At 65.6% G+C, this 16,835-nt stretch carries 10 protein-coding genes and 1 pseudogene; 7 read left to right on the forward strand and 4 right to left on the reverse strand.

What is annotated here, in order from left to right:
- Window positions 1–87: 87 nt before the first annotated feature.
- The 4 genes and pseudogenes from ACVIN2_RS13070 (at window position 88) to ACVIN2_RS13085 (ending at window position 8,807) form a co-directional block, all read left to right on the forward strand.
- Window positions 88–6,541, forward strand: a pseudogene (locus ACVIN2_RS13070) (amino acid adenylation domain-containing protein).
- Between the two features lie 141 nt (window positions 6,542–6,682).
- Entirely contained in the window at window positions 6,683–6,853 is a 171-nt protein-coding gene (locus tag ACVIN2_RS13075; RefSeq protein ID WP_162847227.1) for a hypothetical protein, read from the forward strand.
- Window positions 6,854–7,098: 245 nt separating this feature from the next.
- Complete coding sequence (locus ACVIN2_RS13080; RefSeq protein ID WP_456765928.1) at window positions 7,099–7,830, forward strand: 4'-phosphopantetheinyl transferase family protein; 732 nt, start codon at window positions 7,099–7,101, stop codon at window positions 7,828–7,830.
- Window positions 7,827–8,807, forward strand: a complete 981-nt coding sequence (locus tag ACVIN2_RS13085; RefSeq protein ID WP_456765929.1) for an LLM class flavin-dependent oxidoreductase — start codon at window positions 7,827–7,829, stop codon at window positions 8,805–8,807. The genes ACVIN2_RS13080 and ACVIN2_RS13085 overlap by 4 nt, the downstream gene beginning before the upstream one ends.
- Before the next feature lie 138 nt (window positions 8,808–8,945).
- Here ACVIN2_RS13085 and ACVIN2_RS13090 read toward each other — a convergent pair whose 3' ends face one another.
- From ACVIN2_RS13090 to ACVIN2_RS13100, 3 genes are all read right to left on the reverse strand, one after another.
- Window positions 8,946–9,971 (reverse strand): histone deacetylase family protein, encoded by a 1,026-nt coding sequence (locus ACVIN2_RS13090; RefSeq protein ID WP_456765930.1) that lies wholly within the window; start codon window positions 9,969–9,971, stop codon window positions 8,946–8,948.
- A gap of 126 nt (window positions 9,972–10,097) precedes the next feature.
- A complete protein-coding gene (locus ACVIN2_RS13095; protein WP_456765931.1) occupies window positions 10,098–11,039 on the reverse strand; it encodes an SMP-30/gluconolactonase/LRE family protein in 942 nt (313 codons plus the stop codon).
- Window positions 10,996–13,068 carry a PQQ-dependent sugar dehydrogenase gene (locus ACVIN2_RS13100; RefSeq protein WP_456765932.1) on the reverse strand — a complete coding sequence of 691 codons (2,073 nt, stop codon included), beginning with the start codon at window positions 13,066–13,068 and terminating at the stop codon, window positions 10,996–10,998. The genes ACVIN2_RS13095 and ACVIN2_RS13100 overlap by 44 nt, the downstream gene beginning before the upstream one ends.
- A gap of 206 nt (window positions 13,069–13,274) precedes the next feature.
- Between ACVIN2_RS13100 and ACVIN2_RS13105 the strand changes: the two genes are divergently transcribed.
- The 3 genes from ACVIN2_RS13105 (at window position 13,275) to ACVIN2_RS13115 (ending at window position 15,537) form a co-directional block, all read left to right on the forward strand.
- Window positions 13,275–13,508 (forward strand): DUF6894 family protein, encoded by a 234-nt coding sequence (locus ACVIN2_RS13105; RefSeq protein WP_007606355.1) that lies wholly within the window; start codon window positions 13,275–13,277, stop codon window positions 13,506–13,508.
- Between the two features lie 9 nt (window positions 13,509–13,517).
- Window positions 13,518–13,694, forward strand: a complete 177-nt coding sequence (locus tag ACVIN2_RS13110; RefSeq protein ID WP_197031156.1) for a hypothetical protein — start codon at window positions 13,518–13,520, stop codon at window positions 13,692–13,694.
- 253 nt (window positions 13,695–13,947) lie between these two features.
- Complete coding sequence (locus ACVIN2_RS13115; RefSeq protein WP_456765933.1) at window positions 13,948–15,537, forward strand: gamma-glutamyltransferase family protein; 1,590 nt, start codon at window positions 13,948–13,950, stop codon at window positions 15,535–15,537.
- Window positions 15,538–15,539: 2 nt separating this feature from the next.
- Here ACVIN2_RS13115 and ACVIN2_RS13120 read toward each other — a convergent pair whose 3' ends face one another.
- Entirely contained in the window at window positions 15,540–16,826 is a 1,287-nt protein-coding gene (locus tag ACVIN2_RS13120) for an NAD(P)/FAD-dependent oxidoreductase (protein WP_456765934.1), read from the reverse strand.
- Window positions 16,827–16,835: the final 9 nt, after the last annotated feature.

Consider the following 16,835-nt stretch of genomic DNA (forward strand, 5'->3'; position numbering starts at 1 on the left):
GATTTTGGGGCCAAAACTTCACCTCAGACTGGACGCGTTCCGTAACTTCTTGGAAGAATAGCCGAACCGGATCAAAAGGGAACGGAATTGTCGGACGCTACACGCCCAGCGCCGCAGGGATCAGCCGGCACGACGGCCGAAACGAAGATATTCGCGGATATCGGCGGCCTTCTCGATTTCCATGCCCGCAAGAGGCCGGCGGCCCCCGCCCTCCTCGCCCCTGGTCGGCCGGTCCTCAACTACGGCGGGATTGGCGCGCGGACGCAGGATCTCGTCCGCACGCTGCGCGGGCTTGGCATTACCCCTGCCGACCGTATTGCGGTTGCACTGCCGCGCGGTGCCGACAGCGCACTGGCGCTGATCGCGGTCGCCTCGAGCGGCGCTTGCGTCCCGGTCAATCCCGATCTGACGGCGGACGAGCTGCAACGCTATTTCAGCGAATTGAAGCTGAGCGCGCTCGTCACCCGGGCCGACACGAACTCGGCGGCCCGCGATGTCGCCAAGGTGCTCGATATTGCCGTGATCGATTTCGTGCCGGGGTCGCAAGACGATCTCGGTGGCTGCACGTTCGTCGGGCCGGCGGTTGGACCGGCGAGCAGCAGCGGCGCCTCGCGCGGCGACGACGACGCGTTCATCCTGCTGACCTCGGGCACGGCGGCGCGACCGAAAATGGTGCCGCTGACGCATCGCAATGTGTGCCTCTCCGCCTACAATGCCGGCCGCGTGCTGTCGCTCGCGTCCCACGATCGTCTGCTCAACGTCCTGCCGCTGTTTCACGCCCATGGTTTGATTTCCGGCCTGCTGACGGCGCTGGCCGCGGGCTCCAGCGTGATCTGTACGGAAAGTTTCGACGCAGCCTCCTTCTTCGGCTGGATGCGGCAGCTGCAACCAAGCTGGTACACGGCAGTGCCGACCATCCATCGCGCGCTACTGACGGGCGGCGGAAGCCAACCCGGATCTCGCCCGATCGTCCTCGCTGCGCGTGATCCGCTCCGCCTCGGCCTCGCTTGCGCCTGCGATCCTCGACGGGCTGGAGGCGACGTTCGGCGTTCCCGTTCTCGAAACCTACGGCATGACGGAGGCGGCCTCGCAGATCGCGGCCAATCCGTTCGAGCTGCGCAAGGTCGGATCGGTCGGCCGCGCCGCGGGCCCCGAGATCGCCATCATGGATGAGACGGGCCGCGCGCTCGCCAGCTGCGAGCACGGCGAGATCATGCTGCGCGGACCGAACATGAGCCGCGGCTACTATAATGACGAGGCGGCGACGCAGGCTGCCTTCCGCAACGGTTGGTTCCGGACCGGCGATCTCGGCTATCTCGACGCCGACGGCTATCTCTTCATCGTCGGCCGCATCAAGGACGTCATCAACCGCGGCGGGCAGAAGATCTCGCCCCTGGAGGTGGAAGAGGTCCTGCTCAGCCATCCCGCGGTGCTGGAGGCCGGCGTGTTTGCCGTCCCGCACCCGAAGCTCGGCGAGAATGTCGCCGCAATCGTGGTGCTGCGGCCGAATTCCGCGGCGACCTCCGACCAGTTGCGCCAGTTCGCCCGGAAACGGCTCGCGGCCTACAAGGTGCCGAGCCTGATCCGCAGCGTGGCGACGCTGCCGAAAGGCGCCAGCGGCAAGGTCAAGCGCAACGCGCTGGCCGAGCTGATCGCAACGATGGGCGGCGGCGAGGAGGCGGCCCGTCTGCCGCGCAACGCGCTTGAGACCGAACTCGCCGGGATCTGGGCCAATTTGCTGGAGCTGCCGCAGGTCGGGGGCGATCAGGACGTCTTCGCGCTCGGTGCGGACTCGCTCGCGGTGACGCAGATGCGCTCGCGCCTGCGCGAACGCTTCAATGTCGACTTCTCGTTCGAGGACGTTTTTGATTGCGCCACCGCCGCCGCGCTTGCGGCCCGGATCGAGACCGCAACCCATCGCGAAACGATGCTGCCGGGCTGGCGTCAGGCCACGGCAGCAGACGCGCCGTTGTCGTTCCAGCAGCAGCGGATGTACGTGCTCTCGCGGCTCGACGCCACCCGCTACAATTATAACGTCGTCGAAGTCGCGCTCTTCAAGGGTGGGCTCGACGTCGCCGCACTTTCTACTGGCCTCGCCGCGGTGTCGGCACGCCATGAGGCGTTGCGGTCGGTCATCATCGAACGCGAGGGCGAGCCGGTGCAGCTTGTGCTGCAATCGCCGCTGCAGTTCGAGCGGATCAAGCTCAAGGCCTGCCCCGCGGACAAGCGGGCCGCTGTTGTCAGGCGCGAAGCGCTCCGGCTCGCGCAACATCCGTTCGACCTCGCGCACGAGGCGCCGCTGAAGGTCACGTTGCTCTCGTTCGACAAGAGCAACCACGCGCTCGTGGTCAACGTCCATCATCTCGTCACCGACGGCTGGTCGCAGCGGCTGTTCTGGGAAGAACTCGCCGCCCATTATTCGGCAACGCGCAAGAACGACGTGGCGGCACTGCCTTCGCCAGCCTTCCAGTATCGCGACTTTGCGCTCTGGCAGCAGAGCTGGGCGCAGACGCCGGCCGCCAAGGAGCAGCTCGATTACTGGCGGACGCAGCTCGACGGCGTCACCACACTGCCGCTGCGGACCGACCGGCCAAGGCCGGAGGTCTGGAGCGGCCACGGTGCCCGTTGCTATCTCGAATTCTCCAAAACTCTGTCGGCCGACCTGCGTGCGCTGAGCCAGAACCAGGGCGTCACGCCCTTCATGACCTTGCTCGCAGTGTTCCAGTGCCTGCTGTTCCGTCACACCGGGCACGAAGATGTCGCGACCGGCTCGCTGATCGCCAACCGCAACCAGATCGAGAGCGAGCGCCTGATCGGATTGTTCGCCAACACCCTGATCCTGCGCAATGATTTTGGCGGCGATCCGAGCTTCGGCGACATGTTGCGCCGGGTCCGGCAGGTCACGCTCGATGCCTATCGCAACCAGGACCTCCCGATCGAAGAGGTCCTTCGCGCGCTTCAGATCGCGCGAAGGAGCGACGGTAATCCGCTTTTCCGGATCATGTTCATCCTCCAGAATGCCTCGATCGAGGCGGCATCTTTCTCCGGTCTGTCGACGCGGCGGATCGAGATCGATCCAAAAGTGGCGCGATTCGACATCACGCTCGAACTGGTCGAGGCTGATGGCCGTTTCACCGGCTTCTTTGAATACGCCACCGATCTGTTCGACGCGGCGACGATCGAGGGCATGGCCGCCCAGTTCAAAACCCTGCTCAAATCCGTCATCGCCGATCCGGAGCAGCGCATCTCTCACCTGGCACTTCTGACCGAGACCGAACGCCGGCACTTGCTGGCGCAGGGCCGGGGCGTGCCGGCCAATTTCGCCACGCGCGGCAATCCGAGCGAACGTTTCGACCGCCAGGTCAAGAAGACGCCGAACGCGATCGCCGTATCGGACGGCCGCACGTCCTTGAGCTACCGCGAGCTGGCGCGCCGCAGCCAGGCGGCCGCGCGCTGGCTGGCCAGCGAAGGCGTCGGCGCCGAGGCCGTGGTCGCCTTGCTTGCGGAGCGCGGACCCGACCTGCTCGCGGCGATGATCGCCGTGCAACGCGTAGGCGCTGCCTTCCTCAATCTCGATCCCGACCAGCCGCCGGCACGGCTCGCAACCATCCTCGGATCGAGCGGCGCCCGCATGCTGCTGACCGGACGGGCGCAGTCGTCCATAGCGGAGGCGCTGCTCGAACCGCTGGTCGAGCGCATCCCAATGGCCGGGCTCGAGGACGCCATCGCGCCGGCGTCGACCAAGCCGGCCCGTGCAACGCGGCGCGCGGCGTCGAGCCTTGCCTATCTCATCTACACCTCCGGGTCCTCCGGCGCGCCGAAGGGCGTCATGATCGAGCAGCGCGGGCTTTCGAACCATCTCGCCTCGCTCATCTCCGAGCTGAACCTCTCGCGCCGGGACGTGATCGCGCAGACCGCGCCGCAGAGTTTTGTCATCTCGGTATGGCAGTTCCTCGCCGGGCCCATGGTCGGCGCGCGCGTCCATGTCTGCGGTACCGCGATCGTGGGAGACCCGATTTTACTCGCGCGCGAGATCGAGCACGAGGGCATCACGGTGCTGGAGATCGTCCCATCGCTGCTGCGCGTGATCCTCGATCGCATGGACGAGGCACAGGTCCGACGCGCCTTTGCGAGGCTGCGCCTTCTGATCTCGACGGGCGAGCCGCTGCCCGTCGATCTCTGCAACGCCTGGTTCGCGCGCTGCCCGAAAGTGCCGCTGATCAACGCTTACGGTGCGTCGGAATGTTCCGACGACGTCTCGCTGCATCGCCTGACCAGGGCGCCGGCGACCATGACAAACAACGTCCCGGTCGGCGCGCCGCTGCCGAACACGCAGCTCTACGTGCTCGACGCAAGCCTGCAGCCGCAGCCGGTCGGCGTGACCGGCGAGCTCTGCATCGGCGGCACCGGTGTCGGCCGCGGCTATGTCAACGATCCAGCACAGAACCGGCAGCGCTTCCTGCCCGATCCGTTCTCGCGCAAAGCAAGCAGCCGGCTGTATCGGACCGGCGACCTCGCCCGCCGCCGCGCCGACGGCACGATCGAATGCCTCGGTCGCGCCGACCATCAGGTCAAGGTCCGCGGCTACCGTATCGAGCTCAAGGAGATCGAGAACGCGCTTGCCGACCATCCGGATGTGCGCGCCGGCATCGTCGAGCCGCGTCGCGAAGCGAGCGGCGATGTCAGGCTGATTGCCCACATCGTCGCGAGATCCGGCAGCCGGAGCAGCGCCAGCGAGCTACGCGACTTCCTGAAGAGCCGGCTGCCGGGCCATGCCATCCCGTCCGCGTTCCTGTTCCTGGACCAGGTGCCGCTCAATGCCCATGGCAAAATCGACCGGAGCGCGCTGCTGGCGCCGGCGCAGCAGGAAACCTCCGGATCGGATGCGACTGTGCCGGCGCGGCGCTTCACCGAAAAGGTGCTGTCCGACATCTGGATCGACCTGCTGAAGGTCGAGAGCCTCGGCGTCACCGACAATTTCTTCGACCTCGGCGGCCACTCGCTGCTGGCGGGCCAGGTGATGGCCCGCGTCGCCCGGGCGCTTGGCGTGTCGCTGCCGATCAAGACCATCTTCGAGGCACCGACGATCGACGAGCTTGCCCGGCGGGTCGACGAGGCCGTGGCGGCAAAGCCGCGCAAGCCGGCCGCAAGTTTGGCAAGGCTGGTTGGAGCGAGCCTGGCCGAAGGCAGCCCTCCCACGCTCTCGATCGCGCAGGACCAGATGCTGCGGATCGAGCAGAATCTTTCGGGTTTGCCGCTGTTCAACCTGCCTTTCGCCTTCCGCCTCCAGGGGCCGCTCAATCTGGCCGCCCTGGCGCAGGCGATCGACGACATCGTGCGTCGGCACGAATCGCTGCGGACCCATTTCGGCTGGAGCGGCGGGGAGCCCGTCAGCCACGTCGCCGCGCCCGGCGCCCTCGGCCGTGTCCTGACCGTCGAGACGATCGGCGACGGTCAGCCCCACAACAACAAGCGGCGCAAGGCGCTGGAGCTCCGCAAGATCAATCTCCTGATCGAACAGGAGACCTATGTCCCGATCGACACCACGCGCGCGCCGCTGCTGCGCGCCCGGCTGTTGCGGCTCCACGATGACGATCACGTGTTGCTGCTGACGCTGCACCACGCCGTCGTCGACGGCTGGTCGATCGGCGTGCTGTTCGAGGAATTATCCCACCGTTATGCGGCGCTGGCTGGCTATCCGTCGGTGCCGCTGCCGAAACAGCCGCCGGCCTTTTCGGACGTCGCGCGCTGGCAGCGCTGGTGGTGCGGCACCGATGCCGCCCGCCGTCAGGCGGCTGAATGGACGGAGAATCTGCGCGGGGCGGCTCCCCTCTTCGAGGGCGAATCAAGCCCGGGCCCGTCCAGAGGGCACCATCCGGTCAGTCTCGAGCGTGAGCTGATCGGCCGGCTCGCGGCCTTCGCCGGCCAGCACAATTGTACGCTGTTCATGTGTCTGCTGACCGGCCTGAAAGCCCTGCTGCTGGCGCGGACCGGCCGCCACGACATCTCGATCGCCACCGCCATGGCCAATCGCGCCCTGCCGGACACCGACCGGATCGTCGGCCCGTTCGAGAACACGGTGATCGTTCGCACCAAAATCACGCCGGAGCTGTCGTTCGCGCAGGCCGTGGCCCGGGTCCGCCAGAGCGTGCTTGACGCGCATGCGCGCCAGGAGTTGCCGTTCAACATCCTGGCCGAACATCTGGAGCAGGAGGGGGTCGATCCAGCCGCGCTGCTCCAGGTCTATTTCACCCTGCAAAATCCGCTGCGCCAGCCGCTCGATCTGCCTGATCTCACGACAGGATCGATCGGCAACATTGCCCGCGAAGGCCAGCCGGTGCTGCCGATCGACCAGACCTGGCTGTCGCTGATGCTCAAGGAGCGGCCGACGGGAATCACCGGTTCATGCAATTACAAAAGCGAGCTGCTCGACGGCGCTACGGTCGGCCAGTGGATGGAGGATCTCGTCGCGCTGCTCGGGGCCGCCCTCGCCCAACCCAACGCGCCGCTCGGCCGATTGCTCAATCGCAGGGCGGCATGACCGGCCGCAGAGCACGGGCGAATACGGGTTCACCCGTCAAAGCTGTGAATGACCAAGTTGCATCTTGATTATTTGGCGCCATCGCGCAAGATTATTCTCGCGTTTTGATTTGGACGATTATTTTCAACCGGGGAGTTCGTTATGGGTTTCATCAAATTTACCAAGGGCACCTCGTTGAGCGACAAGGACCGCAAGGCCCTGCAGAAGTTGCTCGGCGCCGAGAAGAAGAAGCTGCAGTCCGCCCTGAAGGACGTCGACGCCAGTATTTCGATGCTGGGCGGCTCCAAGAAGTCCAAGAAGAAGAAGACGTAAGACTCGTCGGCCGGGACGCCGCACGAATCTTCAGGCTTCGGTTTTCGGGCTTCTGTTTTCAGATTTGGCCGCTCGCGTGTCGAGTTGGGGTCTCGCACAAGCTTGCGCCCGTAAACCGGCCAGCAATCGACAAGGATTCGCCCGAGTGGACCGCTAGAAGCGGTCCGCTCAGTTAATTCTTGCTCAGTTGATTCTTCCGTCATGGCAGGGGATTTGGCCCCGGCCTGACGCCATGGGCCCAATTGATGGCAGACGACAGAATTGAACTGTTTGTCGGACTGATCGAGACTTTTGACGCGCCGGATGCGGTTGATACGTGCCGGCGCCTGCTCTCGGTCGACGAACGGGGACGAGCCGACCGCTTCAGGTTCGAGCGGCACCAGCGGCAATATATTTTCGCGCACGCGATGTTGCGCCTCGCGCTCTCGCACGTCGCACCTGATGTCGCCCCCACCGACTGGTCATTTGCGGCCGGGCGTTACGGGCGGCCGTTTGTCGCATCGCCCAAGACCTCGAGCACGCTGCATTTCAGCCTGTCGCACGCCGACGGCTGCGTCGCCTGCGTCGTATCGGGGCACGAGACCGTCGGCGTCGACGTCGAGACCGTGTCGAGTCGGGTGGCGCCGCTGTCGACCGCGCTTCGGTTCTTCGCGCCGGAAGAGGTCGAAACGCTGCGCGGACTGCCGGAGCCCGCCGCGACCGAGCGCTTCTTCGACTACTGGACGCTGAAAGAGGCCTATCTGAAGGCCAGGGGTTTCGGCCTCAATTTGCCGCTCGATGCCTTCGCGATGCAGGTATCGCGCGAGGCCATCGAGATCAGCTTCACGCCCGATATCGCCGACGATCCGGAAGGCTGGCGATTCCAGCTGATTTCGCCGTCGCCCTCGCATCGTCTCGCGATCGCCGACGGCTCCCGCGCCACCGGCGGCCTTCCCATCACCCGCAATGCGTGGCCGCTGCAGGAGGCGGCTGAATGACACTGCCGCGGCTGCGCGTCTTTCCCGCGATTTCGCGCAACCGCGATCCCAAGAAATATGTCGGCGAGCTGATGCGGGTGGCGCAGTTCGCCGAGCGCAACGGCTTCGAGGGCATCCTGCTGTTCGAGGGCAACGACGTGTTCGTCGAGCCTTGGGCGATGGCCCAGCACATCATTGGCGAGACGACCCGATCCTCGCCGCTGATCGCCGTCAATCCGGTCTACATGCACCCGTTCACGGCGGCAAAATTCGTCTCGTCCTTTGCGCAGCTCCACGGCCGCAAGGTCTATCTCAACATGATCACGGGGACGGCGGTCAGCGATTTGCAGGGGCTCGGCGACGAGCTGTCGCATGCCGACCGCTATGCCCGGCTCGGCGAATTCGTTGCGCTGATGCGCCAGTTGCTGGCAAGCCCGCGGCCGGCGACTTTCGAGGGCCGGTTCTACCGCGCCAGCAACCTGCAACTGCGGCCGCGCCTGCCGCCGGAGCTGATGCCGGAATTTCTGGTCGCAGGCCAGTCCGAGCCGGCACAGCGCGTCGCAAAGGAGACCGGCTGCATCAAGATGCAGATGCTGCCGCCGGATCTCGACCGCGGCCTCGATGCGCCCGGCGTGAATTTTGGAATTTTCGCCCGCGAGGGACGCGACGAGGCACGGCAAGCGGCAAAGGCGCGTTTCCGCGATAACGCCGACGATCGCGAGCTGCTCGTGCTCACCGTGGAGAACAGCGATTCCGAGTGGAAACGGCGCCTCTACGAGGGCCAGAGCGGCGAGCTCGCGGACAATGGCTATTGGCTGCTGCCGTTCCTGACCTTCCAGGCCGACTGCCCCTACCTCGTCGGCAGCTACGCGGAGATCGGCGCGAAGCTGAAGGAATTTGCCGCAAAGGGGCTGACCACGATCATGCTCGACATGGTCGCAGACGAGACCGAGATGCAGCACGTCTGCAAGGCGCTCGCGGCAAGCGGGATGTTTTGAGATGTTGATGAAGTCGACCTAACCATCCACATCGTCATTGCGAGCGAAGCGAAGCAATCCAGAGTCCCTCCGCGGAAAGATTCTGGATTGCTTCGCTACGCTCGCAATGACGGAGAATGATGGGCTACTCAGCGAGCATCACCGCGCCTCTTCGAATCCGGCCAGCACCGAGGTCAGGTTCGCGCCGAGGATGTCCGAGAGATAGCCGCCCTCCTGCACGAACACGGTCGGCAGGCCCATCTTCGCGATGGCCTGGCCGATGCGGCGGAAGCCGGGCGTGGTGACGGCGAGACCCTTCAGCGGATCGTGCTCGGAGGCGTCGAGGCCGAGCGCGATGACGAGGGCGCCGGGCGCAAAGGATTCGATCGCCTTGCGCGCGACCTCCATCGCCTGGATGTAGCCGTCATCGCCGGTACCGATCGCCAGGGGAATGTTGAGGTTGGCGCCGAGGCCGGGACCTTCGCCGCGCTCATGCGCATAGCCCCACACGTAAGGATAATACGCGACGGGATCGGCATGGATCGAGACCGTGTAGACATCCGGCCGCGCGTAGAAGATTCCTTGCGTGCCGTTGCCGTGATGGACGTCAACGTCGAGGATCACGACACGCTCGTGCTTCTGCCGCAGATGCGCCGCCGCGATCGCGCTGTTGTTGAGGAAGCAGAAGCCGCCGGCCATGTCGCGATAGGCGTGATGGCCGGGCGGCCGGCAGAGCGCATAAGTCGCATCCTCGCCGTCCATCACCATCTGTGCCGCGGTGACCGCGACGTCGGTCGCAGCGCAGGCCGCAGCCCAGGTGCCGGGACCGATCGGCGCCGCGGTGTCGGCGGTGTGCCAGCCGAGCTTGCCGGTGATATGGGTGGGATAAGTCGCGGCATGGCGCACCGGATGGATATTGCCGATCATCTCCGGGCCGGAATCGCCGAGCGCGGTCCAGGCCTCCCAGGCCTCGCTCAGGAACGACAGATATTCCGGACTGTGGATGCGCGCACGCGGCCCCTGCCCGAATGTGGTTGGCTCGACCAGTTGATGCTTGCCGTCCTTCAATCCCTTGAGCAGGCGGTCGGCGCGCTCGGGCTGCTCGGTGGTGCGCTTGACCACACCGCGAACCAGGAAGAATTGCGGATCGTGGCTGCGATGCAGCTCGGTATGGACGGCTTTCACTCGAACACTCCGTGGTCGCTTTGAGGGTGCCACAGATGTCTAAATCGCCGCGGCGGCGAGATGCAAGCAAGAAGAATGCCGCCCCTGTCGCACCGCCCTGCGCCGCAAGCAGATCGCTCGTGAAGCTCAGCAGCGCCCACGCTGAAGGCAGTGCTCGCGACCCTGCTGGTCGGTGCGGAACGCCTCGACGAAGCCGCCCTGACGCTGGGTGACGAAGATCGTCTTGCCGTCGTTGCCGCCGAAGGCCAGGTTGGTCGGCTCCTTGGCTCTCAGCGCGATCTCCCGCTCGACCGCGCCATTGGCCTTCATCAACGTGATCGTGCCCTTGAGGATGCGCGCGACATAGAGGCGGCCGGCCACGTCGGTGCGCAGGCCGTCGACGGTGTCGGGCTGAAACGCCTTGACGAGTTTTGGATTGGTGAGCTCGTTGCCGCCGACGGTATAGGACCAGATCTGGCCGCTGCTGGATTCCCCGACATAGAGCGTCTTGTCATCGGGGCTGAGATCGATGCCGTTGGTCGTGCCCATCGCGCGCGGCGCCGACATTAGCTGTCCCTGCACCGTTCCGTCGGCTCCCTTCGCGATGCGCCAGATGTGGCCTTCGCGACCTTTCCAGTTCGGATCGCTCGCATAGATCGTGCCGTCACGGGCGATGGTGATGTCGTTGGGCTGGTTCATCTCGTCGGAGTGAAACCAGATGGCGGGCTCGGTCGATCCCTTCGGGATCGCGAAGATGTTGTGCTCCTTGTAGTCGGCGATGAACATGGTGCCGTCGCGCGCGAAGCGGATGGCATTGCCGACGCTGCCCTCGGGCAGTGCCGTGAACGGCTCGGACACCGCGCCGCCGACAGGCAGCTTGCCGATGGTGCCGGGCTTGCCGAAATTGACGACGAAGAGATTGCCGTCGAGATCGGCGGCCGGCCCTTCGATGCCGAAGGTGTATTCGCCTGATGGCGTCACCTGCACGCTTTCGAACAGTTTCGTTTCCGCTCGTGCCGGTGCCGTCGCAAGGACGAGAACAACGCTACTGCACAGGCACCAGAAATTCCTGCCGGATGTAATAGCCATCGCCGTCGCTGCACTCGCCATTCAGATAGGGATCGGCCGGCCGGAAGAAGCGGCTGAAGCCGGGTTTGTCTACAGCGTTCCTTTGTGTCACGACGACGACCTTGGCAGCCGGTATTTCGCCGCATTCCTTGTTGGTTTTGCCAAAGAACTTGCGCTGCGGCGGGCCGGACTTGATCCGCATCCGGATGCCTGGAACCATTTTTGACACCAGCAGATCCGCCGTGTCGAGCAGGCGCGTGTAACCAGGCTCGGCCTTCGGCAGGCCTTCGCCACCCGGCGGCATCAGCTTCTCCGCGCCTAACCCACGAAGCCGCGTGCGCAACTTGCTGGAGTCGGGATCGCCAGGATAGATCCAGCCATCCTGCGCCAGCATGAAGCGAAGCACCGTCGCGTCCTTCTGAGCGTCCGATAGGCCCGGCTTCAGGCCGAAATCCGAGTGACAGCCGACGCAATGCTTTTCGACGAGGCCCTTGCGCAAACTGGTGAGCCGGACGCTGTTCTGCGCGTCCCTGGCAACGAAGACCGCCAATTGATCGATCAGCGCCTGGCTCCGCATGTCGCATGGCAAGGGCGGCGGCGCATCGCCCGCGGCGCGGTCGATCCGGATCACGGTCTGGTTCTTGTCCTCGACCAGCCAGATGGCGCCGTCCTCGGCGACCGTCATGCCGACCGGCGCACCTTGCGGCCGTGCGCCGTTGACGCGGTGCCAGCCTGCGATCAGCTCCTCGAACGGCGCGGCGGCGACGTCGCCGCCCTCGGTCTGGAAGCTGTGGGTCGGATCGGCCGCGCAGCTGACATGATAGCGTACCGGCAGCGGGGTGGGCTTCGGGAAGCCGTGCTCGTCGACGTCATAGACGATGACGCGGCTGCCGGTCGGGCGATAGCCGTGCAGGCCGACCAGCAGCTTGCCCTCGAGCTCCGGAAATTTCGCGCCGTGATAATAGAGCATCGCGAGCGGCGCGCCGTGCGGCGGCAGCAGCGAGAACGGCGCGTTGTAGAGAACGTTGGCGGTGCACAGCGATTTGTAGACCCCCGACTGCAACACGATCCTGAATTCGGGACTCGGCGTCGACACATCGTAGCAATAAGGCCAGCCGTAATGCCTGCCCTGCTCGATCGCGTTGATCTCCTCGTTCGGCTTGAAAATGTCAGGCAGGTCGCGGCCGTTCTCGCCTTGCAGGAAGGCATAGCCCGCATCGGGAAAGTTCGGGTGCAGCGCCAGCGCCATCGAGTTGCGCAGGCCGCGCGCATAGACGCCGTGCGGCGGGTCGGTCTCGCCAGGCTTCAACGCCGGGAAGATACCGCCCGGGGGCGGCGTGAACAGCCAGATCGATGCCATCGCGGAAGCGCCCTCGGCCGCCGCGCAAGGTTTCGTGATCGGCGCCGGCGTGATGCAGTCGTCGCTGTGCGAGCCGATGTTGACGAACAGCCGGCCGTTCTTATCAAAGACAAACTGCTTGAGTGGATGCGCGCTCTCGTCGAGCTTTGTGCCATCGGGCAATGTGACCCGGCGGCCGGGCATGTGACGGACGATGGTCTCGACCGTGTCGCGCGGATTGTCGGCGAGCGGATCGAACCGGAAGATCGTCTCCGCGCTCGAGGCATAGAGCTTCTTGTCCGGGCCGATCACGAGACCGAACGGATATTCGATTGCAGTCAGCAGCTCCTTGAACCGCTGTCCTTGGGGTGCGCGCGGGTCGAGCAACAGCAGCCGGCCATCGGTATGGCCCCAGCCCGCCATGTCGGCGACCACGAACAGGTCACGACCGGGCACCTGGATGATCGAGCGCGGGAATTTCAGCCGATCCTCCTCGCTGGCGACGAGGCCAGCGCAAAATCCCGCCTTCGTGTCGATCTGGATTTTTGGAAAAGCCAGATCGGCACTGCCGCAGGTCTCCGTGCCGATGGCATAGCCGCTCTTGCGGACCGGTTCTGATGAGCCTACCGAGGTGAGGGTCAGGAGGACCACCAGGGCGACCGCGCATGCGCGCAGGCTTCGGCTTTCACGCCAAAATGTGAGGTGGTTCACGGCGCCTCCCGGACTTTCCGTCCAGGGTTGTTCCATGCCGTGGGAATGCCGTCCAGTTGATCAACACCCCCTTGTGATCAAACCGGCAGGGGGCTTGGCGCCGACCAATCTCCGTAGATTCCCTTACCGGGCTCGGCCCGAATGTTTCGCGAATGCTTGGAATGGTATCGGTTTGCCGTCCCAATCGCTCCCAATAGGAGACGCATATGGTCCAGGTCTATTTTCACTGCTCCAACTTGGACGGCACGCTGATCGATCGCAGCGGCACAGCCGTGACCAACCTGACCGAGGCGCGCGACCGTGCCGCCCAGATCATGAACGCGATGATCCTGACGCCCGGCGCTGAGGATTGGCGCGACTGGGTCATCCATGTCAGCGGCTCCGATGGCGAGGAGATCTTCGATCTCCCCTTCACTGCCATGCTCGGCAAGCCGCACTGAGGTGATGCCATGTTGCTCGCGTCACTGACCCTGCTCCGCCAGCCCCTGAACTTCGTCGCCAGCAAATGGCAGACGCTGATGCGGGTCGCGGGCAATCCCTACCGCCCCGAGCTTCACTACATGCGCGGGCCTGGCCCGAAATGGCACGCCAAGTATCAGGCCAGCCGGCTGGATCGCGCGCGCTGAGCCCTGCGGCTCCTGCTTCCCACTGATCGGTCTTTCAATGCGTCATGCCCGGGCATAGCCGTCCGAAGGACGGCGTCGCTTCCGCTCGCCTATGTCCCGGGCATCACGCGTTGGCGCCTACCCCCGCCTGTTTCACACCAGCCATGCCCTTTCGATGTTCTCGGTGGGGGCGATGTGCCATTCTTCGCGCGTTCCGCGAATTGCGGAGCTCAGCGCAACGAAGCCAAACCGAAGACAGCACACAGACATCATCATGCCGCACCAGTTCAGCCACACCCAAACCGTCCGCAAGCCCGCCGTCACATCCAAAGGCGGCATCGTCGCCGCGCAATCGCGGCGGGCGGCCGAAGTGGGGGCGCAAGTGCTGGCGGCGGGCGGCGACTGCGTGGACGCGATCGTCGCCACCACCTTCGCGCTCAACGTGCTGGAGCCCTGGAACAGCGGCATGGGCGGCGGCGGCGCGATGGTGCTCTACCGTGCCGCGGAAAATCGCTACGAGGTGATCGACTACGGCATGTGCGCGCCGCAAAGCCTGCGCACCGCCGACTATCCGATCAGCGGCGAAGGCGCGGCTTCCGATCTGTTTCCCTGGCAGCGGGTGAAGAACGACCGCAACATCCACGGCCCCGGCTCGATCGCCGTGCCCGGGGTCGTCGCCGGCATGGAGGAGGCGCATCGCCGCCACGCCAGGCTGCCATGGAAAGATCTCGTCGCGCCGGCCGTCGCCCTCGCCGGTGAAGGCCTGCTGGTCGACTGGTGGACCACGCTGACGATCGCGGCATCGGCGGCCGATCTTCGGCGCTATCCGGGAAGCGCGGCCACGTTCCTGAAGGATGGCCTGCCTCCGAGCGCGCCATGGGGCATCAAGTCCGAGACGCGGCTGCCGCTGGATACGCTGAAGGCGACGCTGGCGCATCTCGCCGACGCCGGTCCGCGCGATTTCTACCAGGGCGACCTCGCCAGAAGCATCGCGTCCGACATCAAGGCCGACGGCGGCGCGCTGTCGGTGGAGGACCTCGCCGCGTTCCGAGCCCATCTGCGCGATCCGCTGGCGATCCCCTATCGCGGCGGCAAGGTGTTTGCGACGCCGGAGCTCACGGCCGGACCGACGATGGCGCATGCGCTGCGCCTGTTGCAACAGAACCTGAAGCCGGGAAGCGCGCCCGATGCAGCCGCCTACGTCGAATATGCCGCCGCGCTGCAATCGGCCTATCGCGAGCGGCTCAAGGATATGGGGGATGCCGACGGCAAGCGCTCGCTCGGCGCGGACTATCTGGCGCCCGCCTGCACCACGCACTTCTCCGTGGTCGACCGCCACGGCAACATCGCGGCGGTGACGCAGACATTGCTCTCATCCTTCGGCTCGAAATACGTCACGCCGCACACCGGCATCGCCATGAACAACGGCATCATGTGGTTCGACCCGATGCCGGGCACCACCAATTCGCTCGCCCCTGGCAAGCGCTGTCTCACCAACTACACGCCTGTCATCGCCGAGGCCAAGGACGGCAGGCGGCTCGCGGTCGGCGCCTCCGGCGGTCGCCGCATCCTGCCGTCGGTGATGCAGATCGTGTCGTTTGCGATGGATTTCGGCATGGATCTCGACGCCGCGATCCACCAGCCGCGCATCGACGCCAGCGAAGGCGCGATCGTGATCGGCGATACCAGGTTGCCGGCGGACACACGCGAGACGCTCGCGGCGCGATTCGACTATGAGGAAGCGCGGGTGCAATCCTTGCCGCAGAAGTTCGCCTGCCCAAGCGTCGTGATGCGCGACGGCGACACCAATTCCGGCGCGGTCGAGATCTTCCAGCCCTGGGCCGACGCGGTGGCGGAGGGCTGAGCTTAGATCCCGAGCCGGTCGCGCACGCGACCAGCGATCACTGCCGTCGTCACGCCGACCGGCCAGAAGGCATGCATCGGGATCGGCTTGATGCCGGTGACGGGCATGTCGAGCTCGGCCTTGGCGCCGCCGATCAGACGCCGCGCCAGCTGCGCGCCCATGGCGGTCGAGAGCGCGACGCCGCGGCCGTTGCAGCCGAGCGAGATCAGGATGTTGTCCGCGGGCTCGTGCACATGCGGGTAATGATCCGCGGTAATGGCAAGCCGGCTGTTCCAGCCATGGGTCCAGGCGACGCCCTCGAGTTGCGGCCATAGCCGCTCGGCGTATCGCATGAGATAAGCGACGTCGCGCGGCGAATTGATCCAGCGCATCGGGCCGCGGCCGCCCATCAAGAGGCGGTTCTGCTGATCGATGCGGTAATAGACGGTGATGTGGCCGCTCTCGTAAAGGACGGGACGCGTCGGCATGATCGAACGCGCGACCTCATCCGAAAGCGGCGCGGTGGCGGCGATCGAGGAGAACACCGGCACGATGGTGCGGCGAAGCGCCGGCCAGAGATCGTCGGTAAAACCGTTGGTCGCGAGCAGGACCTTGTCGGCATGCACCACCGCGCGCGGCGTCTCGATGCGCCAGCGGCTGCCCTCGCGACGGAGCGACAGCGCCGGTGTCTCGCCGTGCACCTTCGCGCCTGCCGAGATCGCGGCGCGCGCAAGGCCGCGAGCGTAGCTGAGCGGATGCAAGTCGCCGCCGCGGGTATCCAGCATGGCGCCGATGTAGCGATCCGTGCCGGTCATCTCGCGCAGCTGCTCGCGATTGAGGTACGTCACCGGCATGCCGCGGGCGATGCATTGTTGTGCGGTTGTCTCGATCGCGGCGGCGCTGGCCTCGTTATAGGCCGCGCGCAGCGTACCGTTCTGCCGCGCTTCGCACGGGATCTGGTAGCGACGGATCAAATCGTGGGTGAAATCCGTCGTGCCGTAGGAGAACGCGACCATGCGGCGGCCGAGCTCGGCGCCGAAATCGGCCTCGATCTGATCGGGATCGTGCTTCAGTCCGGGATTGGTGTGGCCGCCATTATTGCCGGATGCGCCCCAGCCCGGCTCCTGCGCCTCCAGCACCAGTGCCTCGACACCCTGCTCCGCCAGATGCAATGCGGTGGACAGGCCGGTGTAGCCGCCGCCGATGATGGCGACCGAGACCGTCTTGTCGATGTCGAGCGGCGGCGTGGCCACCGGCGCGACGGCGGTGTCGGCATAGAGCGACGGCGGCAAAGGCAGGCGCGTGGTCATGGCGAAGAC

It is taken from the genome of Bradyrhizobium sp. USDA 3650 (assembly GCF_054057395.1).

What these genes read in the sequence shown, in the direction of transcription:
- ACVIN2_RS13075 (WP_162847227.1), top strand. Translation starts at nt 6,683, where the DNA reads ATGGGTTTCATCAAATTTACCAAGGGCACCTCGTTGAGCGACAAGGAC.
- ACVIN2_RS13080 (WP_456765928.1), top strand. Translation starts at nt 7,099, where the DNA reads ATGGCAGACGACAGAATTGAACTGTTTGTCGGACTGATCGAGACTTTT.
- ACVIN2_RS13085 (WP_456765929.1), top strand. Translation starts at nt 7,827, where the DNA reads ATGACACTGCCGCGGCTGCGCGTCTTTCCCGCGATTTCGCGCAACCGC.
- ACVIN2_RS13095 (WP_456765931.1), bottom strand. Translation starts at nt 11,039, where the DNA reads ATGGCTATTACATCCGGCAGGAATTTCTGGTGCCTGTGCAGTAGCGTT.
- ACVIN2_RS13105 (WP_007606355.1), top strand. Translation starts at nt 13,275, where the DNA reads ATGGTCCAGGTCTATTTTCACTGCTCCAACTTGGACGGCACGCTGATC.
- ACVIN2_RS13110 (WP_197031156.1), top strand. Translation starts at nt 13,518, where the DNA reads ATGTTGCTCGCGTCACTGACCCTGCTCCGCCAGCCCCTGAACTTCGTC.
- ACVIN2_RS13115 (WP_456765933.1), top strand. Translation starts at nt 13,948, where the DNA reads ATGCCGCACCAGTTCAGCCACACCCAAACCGTCCGCAAGCCCGCCGTC.
- ACVIN2_RS13120 (WP_456765934.1), bottom strand. Translation starts at nt 16,826, where the DNA reads ATGACCACGCGCCTGCCTTTGCCGCCGTCGCTCTATGCCGACACCGCC.